The organism is Pseudomonas sp. Pmew2, from assembly GCF_058129885.1.
Map to the genome: position 1 here is coordinate 4,708,084 of NZ_CM176702.1, position 17,015 is coordinate 4,725,098.

Below are 17,015 nucleotides of genomic sequence, written 5' to 3' on the forward strand. Positions count from 1 at the left end.
GTACTCATGGGTACGGATTGTTATGAAAAGCACTTTCTGTGGACAGCACTTCTGCTGCAGGCCACTCAGGTTCAGGTGGTCGAGCGTTCAGGCGGATGATGCAGACTGATTTTGCTGTCGTACAGCACATTGACCAGCTCGACGATCATGATCGCGGTAAGCCCCCAGATCTTGTACCCGCCGTAACGGTAACTGGGCACGTACCAACTGCGGCCTTCGTAATCGATGCGGTGCGTGTGTTCACGGGTGTCCTGACGGAAGAACTCCAGCGGTACGCTGAACACCGCCGCGATCTCGCCGTCATTGGGCTGGTATTCGACAAAGTCAGGTATGACACCGACATACGGCGTGACTTTGATGCCATGTTTGGAGATGAGCGGGCTTAACGGGCCGACTACTTCGACCAGCCCGGGAGGCAGTCCGATTTCTTCCTCGGCCTCGCGCAGGGCAGTAAAAATCAGGTCCGGGTCGCCTGGATCGCGTCGCCCCCCCGGAAAAGCCACTTCGCCACCATGTGTCGACAGACCACTGGCACGCAAGGTCAAAATCAGCTCGGGTTGCTCACTGCGGGTGACAGGCACCAAAACAGCCGCCTCGGGGAATCGTCGATCCGAGTCGAGGGTTTCGGGCGTATGACTGACTACACGGCGAAGTAGCTCATCCAGCATGGGAAATCTCGATCTGTTGCCTGTCTGGCATCATGCACCAAAGCGAGGTTGCGCCCAACCCCTCGCAAGGCAACTCCTGTCACACAGAGGGTTGCCGAGCCGCAGCACGACAGGCCAAGATAGCGACTGCGTTCACTATCGACTGACCCCATGAAATTTTGCAGCCAGTGTGGCAACCCCGTTATCCAGCGTATTCCCGAAGGCGACAGCCGATTGCGGTATGTCTGCGAGCATTGTCACACCATTCATTACCAGAATCCGAACATCGTGGCGGGCTGTCTGGTGACGCTGGGCGACAAGGTCCTGCTGTGCCGCAGGGCCATAGAACCGCGCCTGGGCTTCTGGACACTGCCGGCAGGTTTTATGGAAAACGGCGAAACCATCGAACAGGCCGCCCGGCGCGAAACCATCGAGGAAGCATGCGCCACTCTGACCGAGCTGCATCTGTACACGTTGATCGACGTTCCGCATATCAATCAGGTGCATGTGTTCTATCGGGCAGAAATGGCGACTGAGGCGTTTGCGGCAGGAATCGAGAGTCTTGAAGTGCAGTTATTCGACGAAGCCGACATTCCGTGGTCGGACCTGGCTTTCATGACAGTCGGGCGTACCCTAGAATACTTCTTCGCGGATCGGCGTCGGCAGGTTTACCCGGTTCATACCAGCGCCCTTCCCCCGTCACGTCCGTTGCTGGACACCTGAAAGTCAGGGTCGCACACAATATCGGCGCTTTTTATAGAAAGAAGCATCTTCAGGGAAATCGTAATGCGCTGGTTGTTCGCCTTCTTTTGTATGTCATTCGTACCGCTTTCGCAGGCTGCGTTTACCCAGACCATCGTGCCCAAGGGCAGCGAACAGAAAATCATCAACAATAAAGTCATCAATACCGAGAGTATTGCCAGCAAACCGATCGACAAGGTGCTGGTGCTTAAATCGGTTCGCCAGTTGCAACTGATCAGCGGTGGCGAGGCGCTGAAGACCTATCGAATTTCTCTGGGCAAGAACCCCAAGGGCACCAAATTGCAGGAAGGCGACCAACGCACGCCAGAAGGTTTCTACTGGCTCGACTGGCGCAAGCCCAGCAATAACTACAACCTGTCGATGCACATTTCCTACCCGAACATTTCGGACTCGGCACGGGCACGTCGCGAAGGCGTGAAACCGGGCAGCATGATCATGATTCACGGCACGCCGGTGGATGAAGAGTACCCGGAATGGTACTTCCACACGCTGGACTGGACCAACGGATGCATCGCGCTGAAGAACAACGACATGCGGGAGATATGGGATCTGGTGAGAGACGGGACGATGATCGAGATTCGGCCTTGATCATTGCAGCGAGCAGTCAGGATTGGACGTAGAGCGTCCAGAGCGGCATGCCGACGCGGAGCGTCGCACGATAGCTGTCAATCGTTATACATCGTGGGAGCGGCCAGGCGACGCTTAGCTTGCTCGCGAAGAGGCCAGTGCAGCGCCTCAGAACTCTGCCAGCCGCCATACCTCGTAAGCGGGATGGCTCTGCTTGAGAGCCAACACTGCTTGCCGAATCAGATCATCAGCCACGACCAGCTCGACCTTCCATTCCTCCACTGATTCGACCACTCCACTCTGCCCGACAAATGGCTGACTGCCATCCAGCGGGCGGAACTGGCCCTGGCCGAGCACTTGCCATGAACAGTGATCGTAAGCGCCGATTCGCCCTGCACCAGCAGCGAATACAGCGCTCTTGACCTCGTCCACATGGCTCGGCGGAACAAAGAAGGCGAGCTTGTACACGCGCCTTAGTTAACCCAGGCCCGCGCGTTGCGGAACATGCGCATCCAGGCAGCGTCCTCGTTCCAGTCCTCGGGACGCCACGAGTTCTGCACCGCGCGGAACACGCGTTCCGGGTGCGGCATCATGATCGTCACGCGACCGTCCAGGGTGGTCATGCCGCCGATACCGCGCGGCGAGCCGTTCGGGTTGGCCGGGTAGGTTTCAGTGACCTTGCCGTGGTTATCGACGAAGCGCAGTGCCACAGTACCGGACACGTCCGCCTCAAGCAGCGCGTCGTCATTGCGGAACTCTGCGTGACCTTCACCGTGAGCGATAGCGATTGGCATGCGCGAACCGGCCATGCCTTGCAGGAAGATCGACGCCGACTCCTGAACCTGAACCATTGCCACGCGCGCTTCGAACTGCTCGGAGCGGTTACGCACGAAATGGGGCCAGAACTCGCTGCCCGGAATCAGCTCGTGCAGGTTGGACAGCATCTGGCAACCGTTGCACACACCCAGCGTGAAGCTGTCGGCACGCTCGAAGAAGCCCTGGAACGCATCGCGGGCGCAGCTATTGAACAGTGCCGACTTGGCCCAGCCTTCACCGGCACCCAGCACGTCGCCATAGGAGAAGCCGCCACAGGCAACCATGCCCTTGAAGTCGTTCAAGTCGACACGACCGGCAAGGATGTCGCTCATGTGCACGTCAATCGCATTGAAGCCTGCGCGATCAAAGGCTGCCGCCATCTCGACCTGACCGTTGACACCCTGCTCGCGCAGCACGGCAACCTGAGGGCGGACGCCCGTCTTGATGTACGGCGCAGCGATGTCTTCGTTAACGTCGAAGCCCAGTTTGACGGTCAGGCCCGGATTGTCTTCTTCCAGCAGCGCATCGAATTCCTGATCAGCGCATTCAGCGTTATCGCGAAGGCGCTGGATCTGGTAGCTGGTCTCGGCCCACTGACGTTGCAGCAGGCGGCGCTGGCCGCTGAAGACCGGCTCGCCGTGGAAACTGATCGAGACTTCGTCGTTGTTGATCGGCTGACCGATCACCGCAACGCAATCTTCCAGACCGGCAGCGCTGAATTGCGCCAGCACCAGCGGAGTCGCGTCCTGACGCACCTGGATGACCGCGCCGAGCTCTTCGTTGAAGAGGATCGCGCTTAGCTCGGAAACGTTGTCGGCCACACCGTCGAGGTGCAGGTTCAGGCCGCAGTGACCGGCAAAGGCCATTTCCAGCGTGCTGACCAGCAGACCACCGTCGGAACGGTCATGATAGGAGAGGATATGACCGTCTGAATTGAGGCCCTGAATCACGGCGAAGAAGGCTTTGAGGTCTTCAGCGTCATCGACGTCTGGTGCCACACGACCCAGTTTGCCGTGGGTCTGTGCGAGAATAGAAGCGCCCATGCGGTTCTGACCACGGCCCAGATCGATCAGGATCAGGTCAGTGATGCCTTTGTCCATGCGCAGCTCGGGCGTCAGGGTCTGACGAATGTCGACCACTGGTGCAAAGCCGGTCACGATCAGCGACAGCGGCGAAGTCACGCTCTTCTCAGTGCCTTCATCGCTCCAGCGGGTTTTCATGGACATCGAGTCCTTGCCCACCGGGATGGTAATACCCAGCTCCGGACACAGCTCCATGCCCACCGCTTTCACGGTGTCATAAAGACGCGCGTCTTCTCCGGGATGACCGGCAGCCGACATCCAGTTGGCCGACAGTTTGATGTCAGACAGCTTTTCAATACGTGAGGCCGCAATGTTGGTCAGCGTTTCGCCGATCGCCATACGGCCCGAAGCCGGAGCATCCAGAAGAGCCAGCGGCGTGCGCTCGCCCATTGCCATGGCTTCGCCGGTGTTGACGTCGAAGCTGGTAGCGGTCACTGCGCAGTCAGCCACAGGCACCTGCCACGGGCCGACCATCTGATCGCGAGCAACCAGACCGGTAATGCTGCGGTCACCAATGGTGATCAGGAAGCTTTTGCTGGCAACTGCCGGGTGACGCAGTACGCGTTGCACGCTTTCTTCGATATCCAGCGTGCTCGGGTCGAAGTCATCGCCGATCTCGGCTTCGCGCTCGACCGAACGGTGCATGCGCGGCGCCTTGCCCAGCAACACTTCCAGCGGCATGTCCACCGGGCTGTTGCCAAAATGGCTGTCAGTCACGGTCAATTGCGGCTCGGCGGTGGCCTCGCCGACAACCGCAAACGGGCAGCGCTCGCGCTCGCAGATGGCCTTGAAACGGTCGAAATCTTCGACGCCGACGGCCAGCACGTAACGCTCCTGGGATTCGTTGCTCCAGATTTCCAGCGGGGCCATGCCCGGCTCGTCGTTGGGCACGTTACGCAGTTCGAAACGCCCACCACGATCGCCATCGTTGACCAGTTCGGGGAAGGCGTTGGACAGACCACCGGCACCGACGTCATGGATGAAGCTGATCGGGTTACGGTCGCCCAGCTGCCAGCAGCGGTCGATCACTTCCTGGCAGCGACGCTCCATCTCAGGGTTTTCACGCTGAACCGAAGCGAAATCCAGGTCGGCAGAACTTGTACCGGTCGCCATCGAAGACGCCGCGCCGCCGCCCAGGCCGATCAGCATTGCCGGGCCACCCAGCACGATCAGTTTGGAACCCACAGTGATCTCGCCCTTCTGGACGTGATCTTCGCGGATGTTGCCCATACCGCCAGCCAGCATGATCGGCTTGTGATAACCACGAACCTCATCGCCGTGCGGCGTGGTAATGGACTGCTCAAAGGTACGGAAGTAGCCGGTCAGCGCCGGACGGCCGAACTCGTTGTTGAACGCCGCGCCGCCCAGCGGGCCTTCGATCATGATGTCCAGCGCAGTGACGATGCGCTCGGGCTTGCCGTACGGCACTTCCCAAGGTTGCACGAAACCGGGAATCTGCAGGTTGGACACGGTGAAACCGGTCAGACCTGCCTTGGGCTTGGCACCGCGACCGGTTGCACCTTCGTCGCGAATCTCGCCGCCGGAACCGGTCGCTGCGCCAGGAAACGGCGCAATGGCAGTCGGGTGATTGTGAGTTTCGACCTTCATCAGAATATGCACCGGCTCCTGCACCGCGCCGTACTGGCGGGTTTCCGGGTCCGGGAAGAAGCGGCCGGCAACGTTGCCGACGATCACCGAAGCGTTGTCCTTGTAGGCGGACAGCACGCCTTCGCTGTGCATCTGATAGGTGTTCTTGATCATGCCGAACAGGCTTTTTTCCTGGCTCTGGCCGTCGATATCCCAACTGGCGTTGAAAATCTTGTGACGGCAGTGCTCGGAGTTTGCCTGGGCAAACATCATCAGCTCGATGTCGTGCGGGTTGCGCCCGAGACCGTTGAAGCTGGTGATCAGGTAATCGATTTCATCTTCAGCGAGGGCCAGGCCCAGTTCGACGTTGGCTTTTTCCAGCGCCGCGCGACCGCCACCCAGAATGTCCACCGCGGTCAGCGGTTTGGGCTGGGCGTGGCTGAACAGGCTAGCGGCCTGCTCGTGATCGCCCAACACCAGTTGCGTCATGCGGTCGTGCAGGCTGTCGGCGATTGCCTGAGCCTGGGCCTCACTGAACTGACCTTCTACATAGAAGGCAATCCCGCGCTCGATGCGCTGGATTTTCGTCAGGCCGCAATTTCGGGCGATGTCGCTGGCCTTGCTCGACCAAGGTGAAATGGTGCCAAAACGCGGCAACACCAGAAACAGACGGCCGCTCGGCTCTTGAACCGGCACGCTGGGGCCGTATTTCAGGAGACGGTCGAGAACCTGCTGTTCTTCGCTGGTAAGAACGTCGTTGACGTCCGCGAAGTGGGCGAATTCGGCGTACAAGCCACTGACAGCTGAAACTTTTTGTTTCAGTTGTTCTAGTAATTTGCTGTGGCGGAAGGCAGAAAGGGCAGGAGCACCGCGCAGGATCAACATCTTCGGGACAGCCTCGAGAAGGGGGTGTGCTTTGAGGCCGCACATTCTAGCCTAAAGCGGGCCTTTGATCACCCAAAACGGCGGCATCGGGTGCGCCCGAATGTCGCTCCACGCAAAAAAAGTCTGAAAATGCCTGTAAAACCCCCTCGCCTATCAGACGCAGGCTTCACTGTCGAGATATGGCGCCCGGTGCGCTTTGCGTATACTGCACCGATGTTCTTCAGACCAGATTTCCGCCCACGTTGCGCCAAGTGGCTCATCGCAACCGGACTCTTCCTGATGCTCGGCGCCTGTGTGGAGAAACCCACCACACTGGAGCGAGTCAAGGAGGACGGCGTGCTGCGGGTGATCACCCGTAACAGCCCGGCGACTTATTTTCAGGATCGCAACGGCGAAACCGGCTTCGAATACGAGCTGGTCAAGCGTTTCGCCGACGATCTGGGCGTCGAACTGAAGATCGAAACGGCCGACAATCTGGACGATCTGTTCGACCAGATGAACAAACCGGGCGGTCCGGTCCTGGGTGCTGCGGGCCTGATCGAGACGCCAAAGCGCAAGCAACAGGCGCGTTTCTCGCACTCTTATCTGGAAGTGACCCCTCAGGTTGTCTACCGCAACGGCCAGTCGCGTCCCACCGACCCGGGCGACCTGGTGGGTAAACGTATCGTGGTCCTGAAAGGTAGCGCGCATGCCGAGCAGCTTGCGGCACTCAAGGCGCAGAATCCCGGCCTTGAATATGAAGAGTCGGACGCGGTCGAGGTCGTCGATCTCCTGCGTATGGTCGATGAAGGCCAGATTGACCTGACGCTGGTCGACTCCAACGAGCTGGCGATGAACCAGGTGTACTTTCCCAACGTGCGTGTAGCCTTCGACCTGGGCGAAGCCCGCGAACAACGCTGGGTGGTTGCACCGGGCGAAGACAACAGCCTGCTCAACGAAATCAACGCTTACCTCGACAAGGTCGAGAAGAATGGCACGCTGCAACGTCTGAAAGACCGTTACTACGGCCACGTCGATGTACTTGGCTACGTTGGCGCCTATACCTTTGCCCAGCATTTGCAGGAACGCCTGCCCAAATACGAGAAACACTTTCAGACATCGGCCAAGAAAGAACAGGTCGACTGGAGATTGCTGGCCGCCATCGGCTATCAGGAATCAATGTGGCAACCGGCCGTTACCTCGAAAACCGGTGTGCGCGGCCTGATGATGCTGACCCAGAACACCGCTCAGGCGATGGGCGTGACCAACAGGCTCGACGCGAGACAGAGCATTCAGGGCGGGGCAAAGTATTTTGCCTATGTAAAGGATCAGCTGGACGACTCGATTAAAGAGCCAGATCGCACTTGGCTAGCTCTCGCGTCCTACAACATTGGCAGCGGTCACCTCGAAGATGCGCGCAAATTGGCCCAGAACGAGGGGCTGAATCCTGATAAATGGCTGGACGTGAAAAAAATGCTGCCGCGTCTGGCGCAGAAGAAGTGGTACAGCAAGACACGTTACGGCTACGCCCGAGGCGGCGAGCCGGTACATTTCGTTGCCAACATTCGTCGCTATTACGACATTCTGACCTGGGTCACGCAGCCTCAGCTTGAGGGCAGCCAGGTCGCCGATGGCAACCTGCATGTTCCCGGCGTCGACAAGACCCAACCGCCTGCGCCGCCTGCACCTGCTTCAGGCAGCAGCCCGGACAAGCCTGCGCTCTAAACGCCGCCCTGGTTTTTGTCTGCATCCTTGGCCGCCCGGCGCATTCTGAAAAACTCGCTCAGCATTGCCCCGCATTCCTCGCCCAATACCCCGCCCTCAAACAGCACGCGGTGATTGAGAAAGCCCTGACTGAAAAACTGCCCCTGGCTTTGAACGATGCCTGCCTTGGGCTCAAGCGCGCCGTAAACCACGCGCGCCACCCGCGAATGCACGATCAACCCGGCGCACATGCTGCATGGTTCCAGCGTCACGTAAAGCGTACTGCCTGACAGCCGATAATTGTCCAGCGCCCTGGCGGCATCACGAATAGCGACCATTTCGGCATGCGCACTGGGGTCGCTTGCGCTGATCGGGCAATTGTAACCACGACCAATGATCTCGCCGTTCTGCACCACGACTGCACCGACTGGCACTTCGCCCAGCAATGCGCCTTGCGCGGCGAGCGCCAGTGCCTCGCGCATGAAGTCCTGATCCTTGCTGCGGTCGATGATTTGCGGCTGACGCATCACGACACCTCGATGGCGGCCATGAGACCAGTTTCCATGTGATCGATCACATGGCAGTGGAACATCCACACACCGGGGTTATCCGCCACCAGCGCGACCCGCGCCCGCTCGTTGCGGCCCAGCAAGAACGTGTCGGTAAAGTACGGGATGATCTTGCGCCGATTGGACGCGATCACCTTGAAACTCATGCCGTGCAAGTGAATCGGGTGTTGATACTGAGTCATGTTCTTCAATTCAAAGATGTAGCTCTTGCCCAACTTCAATTTGGCGATAGGCCGGTCGGCGCAAGTCTTGTCGGTAATGTCCCACGCTTCGCCGTTGATCTGCCACAAGCTGGGCGGCTTGCCGTTGTCGATGTTGACCGACATTGAGCCCACCCATTCGAAGTTGAAATTGATCTTCTCGGCGTTATCCATATCCGGCTCGGCCACCGGATTGGCCGGCAGCTCAGGTGGCCATTGACCGGGCGCTTCGTTATTGGCGACTGACCGAAATGTCCCCAAACGCACCGGGCCGTTACGCAATGAAATTTCCTCACCCACAGGCGGTGCCTTGATTGCCAGACAGATGCGCATGCCCGGCCCCAGCCAGTACTCGTCGCCAAACAGCCGCGGCGTGACCGGGTTGCCATCCAGCGCATAAATCTGCGCCTCGGCGTCCGGCAGGTTGAGGCGGTAGGTCACGGTATTGTCGAGGTTGAGCAAGCGCACACGGGTAATCTGCCCAGCAGGCAATTCAATGACCGCCTGCGGAACACCATTCAATGTCGAAAGCCGCCCCGCCGTACCTTCACGTGCCGCCTCACGCAGCACGCTGAACTCGGTAAACGCGCCAACTTCATCCACATGCCAGCTTTTCAGGCTGACCGTGCGCTCATGGGCGAAACCGGTGGGCTCGCGCTCTTCAACGATCAGCGGCCCGACCAACCCGCGGCCCAGCTCTTCACTGCTGCTGACGTGCGGGTGATACCAATAGCTACCGGCATCCGGCACACGGAATTTGTAATCGAAATATTCGCCCGGCTTCACTGGCAACTGAGAAACGTATGGCACGCCGTCCATCTCCAGCGGCAAGCGGATGCCATGCCAGTGAATGGTCGTCTCGACCGGCAGCTGGTTGATGAAGCGCAAGCGCAACCACTCGCCCTGCCGCACCCGCAATTCGGTGCCCGGCGCAGAACCGCCAAACGCCCAGGCAGGTGTCTTGTGGCCAGAGACCAGTTCTATATCCAGCGGTGCAGCGATCAGCACGAAGTCCGAACCCGCTTGCGACTCACGACGCCCCATCCAGTAACGCGAAGCACCACCCGCGCCAAGGCCGACTACAGCAAGACCGGCGATGCCTGTGAGGATCTGACGACGGGTAAAGGACATGAACGGCGGGACCTCGAAAACGACGACTGAGCGCATCTGCGAGCAAATGCGAGGGGCGAATACGATACACCTGCATTTGCGTAAAGATAAGGGTGGATACCACGAACTGAAGTTGAGGCGTAAAAAAGCCGGGCAAGGCAGTGACGCCCACTCCGGCTTTTTGCATCAATTAACCCCGCTACGACTGACTAACCCGCTCCAGCCATTCGATATATGCCGGCTCTGCATCAGGCGGTACATTGGCGCGGTGACCCTGCAACTCTGCCTGCATGCCAAACCCTTTCCATATCAGCGGTGCGAGGCGCGATGCCGGGCTGTTCGCCCGTTCCAGTTCGCTCAGCACTTGCAGGCTTCGTTGCTTGTGCTCGGCCACTGTTTCCGACTTGTAATCGAAAGCCTTTCCCAACCCGGAGAGGTACATCAGTTTTGCGGTTTCTATCTCAGGCCACTGGAGCGCCATATTCAGGGGCCATTCGAGCATCGCGCGTTCGCCCCACATCGACGACTTGGGTAAATGGTCGTTCGCAAGCAACGTCAGCATGAATGATTGGCCCAACTGGGTCAGATACACCGGCAAGACCTCAGCGGTGGGCTGCCGGTAAAACACATCCAGTGGTTGCTCACGCGTGAGCCCGATACCGCCCAGCAAGCGCTGTTGAAGATCAAGTACCAGCCCGCCAAGTTCCGCTTTGCCTGCACTACCGTTTTCAACGGTTTGCCGGGCGCGGCTCGTGCAGTTCCACAGGCTCAGTGAAATCCGCCACTGGGCCTGATCGCCCTCACCCGAACAACCCACCTCGCCCGTGACGAAATACTTCGTCGTTGGCGGGACGATATCGAACAATGTGTTGCCGTCGACTTCAACCCCCGATACAACCGGCCCCGCACCCTCCGCGACCTGGACATAACAATTGGCTGCATAGTCATTCCAGTAGTGAACCGACTCAGCCATGTAAAGAGGGATGGCACGCGTATAGCGCCCGATATCATCCTCGCGCTGCGATTCGGCAGGTTCTGCTTTCTCCATGATTTTGGACAAGGCGAAGAAACCAATTTCTGGCGCACCTTCCGGTTTTTGCGCGAAGAGCCAGTCAGCATTGCGCAAACCGTAGTGCCAGACCGGCTTGGTAAGCGCCACGGTATTGATCGTCACGCTGGCAGGATCAATCGGAACGCCTTTGTCTTCCTGCCTGCGCACGTCCTCGAAAGCGTGCGCAAACTGGTCAAGGTGACTTTTGATTGGTGCAAAGCCGAGTGCATACAAGCGAGTAAGCAACGCCTCGCCTTCATCCACCCTGCCCAGCTCCTGATAGGCACGCAGCAAGTTGAGACCTGCCGTCGAATCATGTTTGTGCTCATCATAAGCAGGCCCGACAAGCTCGACGATCAGCGGGATGTGGCCATTGTTGCCCAGATCCCCCGAGATCATCTGCAGCGCGCTTCGGTCGAACTGGCCACCTGCCAACACTTCTTCATACAGCACGCGCGCCTGCTCGACGTTCTGCTGTTGCAGGTAATGCCGCGCCATCCACAGCTGCGCACGCCAACTGCCCGGCAACGCCGCTACTGTGTGAAGAGCAGCGAGATAGGCCGCCTCGCCGCCCCGCTCCTGCTGGATGCTCAGCCACCACATCACACCATTCTCTTGATTCGGGTCGGCTTCAACCGCCTGCCATAGCGTTGCCTCTGCAACTGATTGCTCACCACGCACGGCAAACACCTTGGCCAGATTGGTCAGAATGATTCCCGACACGCCGACTTTCGCCATCCCGGCCCGCAGGGTGGCTGCAGCAGCATCAAGCTGAGCGTTGTGCATCAGCACGATTGCGTGAACAACATAACTGCGCTCAGGGTTATCGTCGATTTCTACCAAGCGCTTGGCCGCAGGAAGCAGATCAGCCGCAAACCCGTCGCTCAAACCCGAGACAATCAGGCTGTAGAGTTCATCCGCACTGCCCCACTGCTGTTGCAGGTTGGGCAGAAACACCTTGTCGCGCCACTCGTTGCGCGTGATCTTTATCTCGCGTCCGTGGCTGTCATAAACGGTGATCAACTCGCCCTCATTTAACTCCGGCGCTGCTGCATCAGAGTGCCTAACGCGAGTCTCCGCAGGCGCTGGAGACTTTTTGCCACTGAGAGCGGACAGAATGCGTTTGAACATAGATAGAGTCGCCACGGTTTCGGGTGAGTGGGCAGAACACGATGAGTTGCGGAAATCTTCAAGCAAGGATTGTTGGCATCCGTGCTTTTTGCTCCAGGCACTCAATCGTCAGTAAATAAAGCCGAGCGTTGCTGAGTGCTCCTGTCAGGCAGACTTCGCCTGCTCTTGCTGGAACATGATGACCAGAAATTCAGCAGGTCTGACGGTCGCCACAAGAACGGAAACGCGCAAGTAGCCATTGAGCACATCATCGGCCGTCATGGTACTGCCCAGCCCGACGTTGACCTGAAAGGCATCCGCAGGCGACGAGCCCTGCAAACCACCTGACCTCCAGACCCCCATCAGGAAACTGGTGATCATGCTTTTAACCGCCAACCAGGTGTCGGACGTATTCGGGCTAAAGATGTATTGGCGTGCGGCCAGCTTGACCGACTGTTCAAGGAAGGTCATGGTCCTGCGCACGGATACGTAACGCCAGTCCTGGCTGTTGCCATCCAACGTGCGAGCCCCCCAGATCAAAATGCCCTGGCCGTTGAAAAAACGAATGGCGTTAACCGATTTTCCGGAAACGGCATCGATGTTGAGCGGCTCCTGTTGCGAGTCCGACAAGCAAATAGGCAGGCTGGCGACCCCGACGATGCTGACGTTTGCAGGTGCACCCCACACCCCGTTGTTATTGTCGTTGACGGTATAGACTCCCGCGATGGCGCCGCTTGGAGGCAACGTGTTGGCGCTCGACAACACGTGCGTGACAATCTGCGGACTGGCGACAAGCAGCGCGGCCTGCAACTGACTGTTTGTCATCGGGTCGGCTGGTGGCTTCTGGATCATCTCAAGCAGGGCGGCGACCGCAGCATTGGGTGCCGATGGCGGATTCAGCAAAGGAGCCAGTTGAGTCGTATCGCCGCCAAACAGATTGGTGAAGTCGATGTCCGGCTGCTGCATGATCGTGGTGCCGATAAACGGGTAGTAGCTGGCGCCGTACTCGAGCCCGGTGTTGCCTGTGCTGTCGCGGAAGGTCTGGATGTCCTGGGTATAAAGGATAGGGTCGGGGTTGGCACCGCCAATGACGTCGAATATGCACATCGCAGTGCCCATTTCCTGTGCCTGCAACAACATACCCTGCATCAATGTGCCATTGTCGGCCACAGACAACAGCGTTGCCTCGGGGCAGATATACATTGTCGGCTCCAGCTCATTCTTGAGCAGGGCCAGCCCGCGCTGCAGATCAGCCAGCTGGACGTTGGGATTGATTACCGGAGCAGCCGGGTCGGTCGCAGGTTTTTTGCTGGGCGGGCCATAGGGACCGACCGCCACGATGTAAGCATCACCACCGCCATTCTGATAGAAGAGGCGCACGCTGTTGTAGAGGTAGTAGATCGTACTCGGGTCTGGAAGGATGGAATAATACTGATTGTTCAGCGTCAGGTATTCGCCGGATGTCGGCAGCTCCTTCTGTTGAACCAGGTAATACTCCGGACTGTACTGCCTGGCAGGATCAGCAGGCGGCGGCAGGTTGTCCAGCATGAAAAAGGCCTGGAACTCCATGAACGAAGAGATCTTCTGAGGCTTGTTGTAATACGACTCGCCCTGGTAATCCGCTCTCGGTGTGTAGCCGATAAAAGCAGGCACTGCAGTGGCTATTGGCACCACCGAGTTGGCAAAGCCGTTAACTTCATTGATGTATACACCTGGCGTAGGATAGTTGGAAGCCATTGCTCGTCCTTGATGGAGTTTAGAGTTAACGGCCTCGGTGTCGGCAGGCCTTTTACTGAAATACGCTCAGCAGGTTGTCCTGCTGAGAGATCCCGCAACCGTACGCCAGAACCCTGAAGTGAAGTTTGCCTGTTTTTACGAGTTCGCGTGTGCCTGGATGTTATCGTTTTGCCCGCAAAATACGGACAAAGCAACACCTGAATGTGATTTTGAAAGGCTCGTGGCGAGCTTTATCGTTCGCGCGCCCTCAGCAGCCGCAATGCTGGTCTCGATCGCAGCACCTGCACCGGCTTTCACCGCACCCGCCAATACGACTTTCGACTTATCTACTGCGACCAGCACATTACTGATGCCAGGCAAATGCCAGAGTTTTTTACCCAACTCCCCTGCAAACGCCTGAACATTATTCTTGTTTGAACCATCGCTCGAACATGTGAATCACTGGTCTTATCCAGACGATGATCGCCCTTCAAGGCTGAGTAGCCCTTCTCGACAAAGTCTTTCCAGTTACCCGCCTCTGTACCATGCCCGGCGTCACCGTCGTGAGTAATGCCTGCCCTGTGAGCCCGACCGTCTGCGGACGAGCTCATAAGCACTGACAAACTCCGCAGAGGTTAGTCTGCGGAATTACTGTTATAGCTCGCCTGTTAGAAATTGAGCGCGCCCCAGACCGAAACTCCAGTCTTCGTCACTGTTTATGACTATCGAAACCATGACGTCCTCTGCTTCGATGCCGCAGTTGCGCTCTAACCCTTCTGCTATAAGGGCATAAAACCGCTTTTTCATTTCTGCTGCACGCGGTCTGCTAATGACGGTGATGACAACCATTTTGTCAGACCGGGTAAACCCAAGACCAGTATCCTGAATGATCAGTCGATTCGCTTTGTGTTCATTCAACACTTGGTAACGGTCACGCTCAGGGACTTGGAATGCGTTCACCATGGCTTCATGGATAGTGTCCAGCAGCATCTCGATTTCTTGGTCCGAGCGGCCTTCTATATACATCAATTTTCAGCAATGGCATTGATTGTCTCTCTACAGGATGAGTGTGGATGTAGACGCTCAACGCATCTCTTCCACCAGGGTTTTGATCAATTCTGCTGCAGGTAGCGCGCGTGCAAGCGGCGCCCCTTGCCCGGCCCATTGAGCGGCAAAATCATGACAGCCTTTGAGAACAGCGGCGGCATGCAGTGCTTTGGCCACGTCATAAGCCAACGGATATTCGGCTGGGACAGGGATTTTTTGTTCGCTGCTTTCCAGGTACAGACGATTCGCCAAGCCACGGGCAGGACGGCCGGATACATAGCTGGTTACTCGAGTTTCATGGGCTCTTGCGCAGACAAGCGCTGCGCGATGCTCGGGCGAAGCTGAGGACTCGGGGCACAGGATAAAGGCGGTTCCCATTTGTACACCTATGGCCCCCAGTGCCAATGCCGCTTTAATGCCTGCGCCGTCCATGATCCCACCGGCTGCGATCACCGGTAAGCCTATGTGTGTTGTCAGCATGCGAGTCAATGGGAACAACCCAAGCTCGTGGTCCTGATCAGGCGCATCGTCGAATACGCCACGGTGCCCTCCTGCCTCATAGCCTTGCGCGACAATGGCGTCTACACCTGTCTTCTGAAGCATTTGTGCTTCCTTGAGCGTGGTGGCACAACCCAGTGTAACGATGCCCGTCTCTCGCAGCTCAGCTACCCATGCTGATTCGGGTGTGCCGAAGTGAAAGCTGACTACAGCGGGCCGCTCGGCTAATAGCACTTCAAGCATCGCCCGGTCACTCAGGAAGCTTGTATAAATCTCGCGTATTTCCTGAGGAGGCGCTGCATCGAACTCGGCGAACCATTTTGCACTATAGGCCAGCCAGGCATCGTTCTGCGCTTGGTTAAAACGAGCGGGGCTGTGGCAGAACATGTTCACGTTGAACGGTTGGTCAGTTAGCTCGCGCGTCCGTCTTATAAGGGCTCGTGCCTGGTCCGGGGTGCTAGCGCCAAGGCCGATTGATCCAAGGGCTCCTGCGTTACTAACTTCGGCGGCAAGAGTTGGAGTTGAAACGCCAACCATCGGCGCCTGAATAATGGGTAGCCGGACCCCTATGTTGGTCCAGAAATCAGTATTGTTCATGTAACTACCTATCTGTCTGGAGCGGTGAAGGAAATCGAACGGTCAGCAGTGTTGAGAGCACCAGGCCAACGCCCGCAGCGATCAGCGAAGTGTTGAACGAGCCGCTGTATGCGAACAGGTAGCTCGCTAATAAGGGGCCAATGATTTGACCTATGCCGTAGGCTGCAGTCATGACAGCGATAAGATTGTGCTTAATCGTGTGTGACACTCGTTTTGCGGCGGGCATCGCTATGGTTACGGTACCCATGAATGTTCCGCCGACAATTAACGCACTGCCCACGTATCCCGCCACGCTAGGTGATATGACAGGCAGAATGACACCGAACGCTTGAAGCAGGAGGTTTGCACGGAGCGCAACGTGAGTGCCAAATCTCAAGTGAAGTTTGTGCCAGAGGTAACAGGAAGGTGCGGCTCCAAGACCGAAAACAGCCCAGATGTGAACAGGGTTCATATCTTCAAAGGCACTTTTTACCAGCATGGGAAGGTACGTCGCCGTGATAATGTAGCCAAAACCCGCCAAACCATAGACCGCAATCAAAGGCCATGCTCCTAATGGCATATGACGCCCAGAAGCATCACTCACTGAAGGGGCCATCAAATGGGTGGGGCTTTTATCCAGCTTCTTTATGGCAATGCCGCTTAGTACGGCGCTGCTCACGCCCAGCGTAAGCCACAGGTTGAAACTGTTGAATCCGACGCCTTGAGCAATAGCCAGTATTTCTGCTGAAAGGAAGATTCCTATGCCCACTCCTGAAAAGAGTATGGGGGCCCCCTCATGATGCCCCTTGTGCTGCAATAACCACTGCGATACAGCGATCATGGACAGCGCACTGAACAGCCCTGCCACGCCTCGAATGCTGATAATCAACCAAGGCTGTGCGATATAGGCCAGCGCAATCAGACCTACCACGCTGGCGAGGATAGACACGATTACCCACTTGCGTGAATGACCGCTTGATAAGCGCGCAGCCAGTAAAGCGCCTAAGGATGCTCCGATCAACTTGCCGCGCAGCGGTGGCAAGCCGTAATTTGCCAGGCACATAGCGCTATTTTTCTGAAAACGGTCTGATGCAGTGTGAGTCGAGCGC

At 57.7% G+C, this 17,015-nt stretch carries 13 protein-coding genes and 1 pseudogene; 3 read left to right on the plus strand and 11 right to left on the minus strand.

Features of this window, described 5'->3' with window-relative positions:
- Window positions 1-71: 71 nt before the first annotated feature.
- Entirely contained in the window at window positions 72-668 is a 597-nt protein-coding gene (locus tag AC4ANK_RS21720; RefSeq protein WP_054097612.1) for a CoA pyrophosphatase, read from the minus strand.
- Window positions 669-818: 150 nt separating this feature from the next.
- Here AC4ANK_RS21720 and AC4ANK_RS21725 point away from each other — a divergent pair, with 150 nt between their 5' ends.
- Together AC4ANK_RS21725 and AC4ANK_RS21730 are read left to right on the plus strand one after the other, a co-directional pair.
- Window positions 819-1,370, plus strand: coding sequence for an NUDIX hydrolase (locus AC4ANK_RS21725; RefSeq protein ID WP_002552512.1), 552 nt, complete (start codon window positions 819-821; stop codon window positions 1,368-1,370).
- A 204-nt stretch (window positions 1,371-1,574) separates the two neighbouring features.
- Window positions 1,575-1,997: pseudogene (locus tag AC4ANK_RS21730) on the plus strand (L,D-transpeptidase family protein); the annotation flags it as partial.
- 147 nt (window positions 1,998-2,144) lie between these two features.
- On the opposite strand, the gene AC4ANK_RS21735 reads toward AC4ANK_RS21730, so the two are convergent.
- On the minus strand, window positions 2,145-2,444 hold the full coding sequence (locus AC4ANK_RS21735) for a YqfO family protein (RefSeq protein ID WP_460384512.1): 300 nt from the start codon (window positions 2,442-2,444) through the stop codon (window positions 2,145-2,147).
- A gap of 5 nt (window positions 2,445-2,449) precedes the next feature.
- Complete coding sequence (gene purL, locus AC4ANK_RS21740; protein ID WP_460384510.1) at window positions 2,450-6,346, minus strand: phosphoribosylformylglycinamidine synthase; 3,897 nt, start codon at window positions 6,344-6,346, stop codon at window positions 2,450-2,452.
- 213 nt (window positions 6,347-6,559) lie between these two features.
- Between purL and mltF the strand changes: the two genes are divergently transcribed.
- On the plus strand, window positions 6,560-8,050 hold the full coding sequence (mltF, locus tag AC4ANK_RS21745; RefSeq protein ID WP_002552508.1) for a membrane-bound lytic murein transglycosylase MltF: 1,491 nt from the start codon (window positions 6,560-6,562) through the stop codon (window positions 8,048-8,050).
- Here mltF and tadA read toward each other — a convergent pair.
- The 8 genes from tadA to AC4ANK_RS21785 all read right to left on the minus strand — a co-directional run bounded on the left by tadA (window position 8,047) and on the right by AC4ANK_RS21785 (window position 16,969).
- On the minus strand, window positions 8,047-8,556 hold the full coding sequence (gene tadA, locus AC4ANK_RS21750; protein WP_002552507.1) for a tRNA adenosine(34) deaminase TadA: 510 nt from the start codon (window positions 8,554-8,556) through the stop codon (window positions 8,047-8,049). The genes mltF and tadA overlap by 4 nt on opposite strands.
- Window positions 8,556-9,929 carry a multicopper oxidase family protein gene (locus AC4ANK_RS21755; RefSeq protein WP_002552506.1) on the minus strand — a complete coding sequence of 458 codons (1,374 nt, stop codon included), beginning with the start codon at window positions 9,927-9,929 and terminating at the stop codon, window positions 8,556-8,558. The genes tadA and AC4ANK_RS21755 overlap by 1 nt, the downstream gene beginning before the upstream one ends.
- Before the next feature lie 178 nt (window positions 9,930-10,107).
- Window positions 10,108-12,090 carry a tetratricopeptide repeat protein gene (locus AC4ANK_RS21760; protein ID WP_002552505.1) on the minus strand — a complete coding sequence of 661 codons (1,983 nt, stop codon included), beginning with the start codon at window positions 12,088-12,090 and terminating at the stop codon, window positions 10,108-10,110.
- 144 nt (window positions 12,091-12,234) lie between these two features.
- Window positions 12,235-13,806, minus strand: a complete 1,572-nt coding sequence (locus AC4ANK_RS21765; RefSeq protein WP_460384506.1) for a phage tail sheath family protein — start codon at window positions 13,804-13,806, stop codon at window positions 12,235-12,237.
- 135 nt (window positions 13,807-13,941) lie between these two features.
- Complete coding sequence (locus AC4ANK_RS21770) at window positions 13,942-14,187, minus strand: hypothetical protein (protein WP_044323872.1); 246 nt, start codon at window positions 14,185-14,187, stop codon at window positions 13,942-13,944.
- 252 nt (window positions 14,188-14,439) lie between these two features.
- Complete coding sequence (locus tag AC4ANK_RS21775) at window positions 14,440-14,775, minus strand: tautomerase family protein (protein ID WP_235805484.1); 336 nt, start codon at window positions 14,773-14,775, stop codon at window positions 14,440-14,442.
- 93 nt (window positions 14,776-14,868) lie between these two features.
- Complete coding sequence (locus tag AC4ANK_RS21780; RefSeq protein WP_002552503.1) at window positions 14,869-15,927, minus strand: NAD(P)H-dependent flavin oxidoreductase; 1,059 nt, start codon at window positions 15,925-15,927, stop codon at window positions 14,869-14,871.
- Between the two features lie 4 nt (window positions 15,928-15,931).
- Window positions 15,932-16,969: a YbfB/YjiJ family MFS transporter gene (locus tag AC4ANK_RS21785; protein WP_460414672.1), complete on the minus strand. Its 1,038-nt coding sequence runs from the start codon at window positions 16,967-16,969 to the stop codon at window positions 15,932-15,934.
- Window positions 16,970-17,015 lie beyond the last annotated feature (46 nt).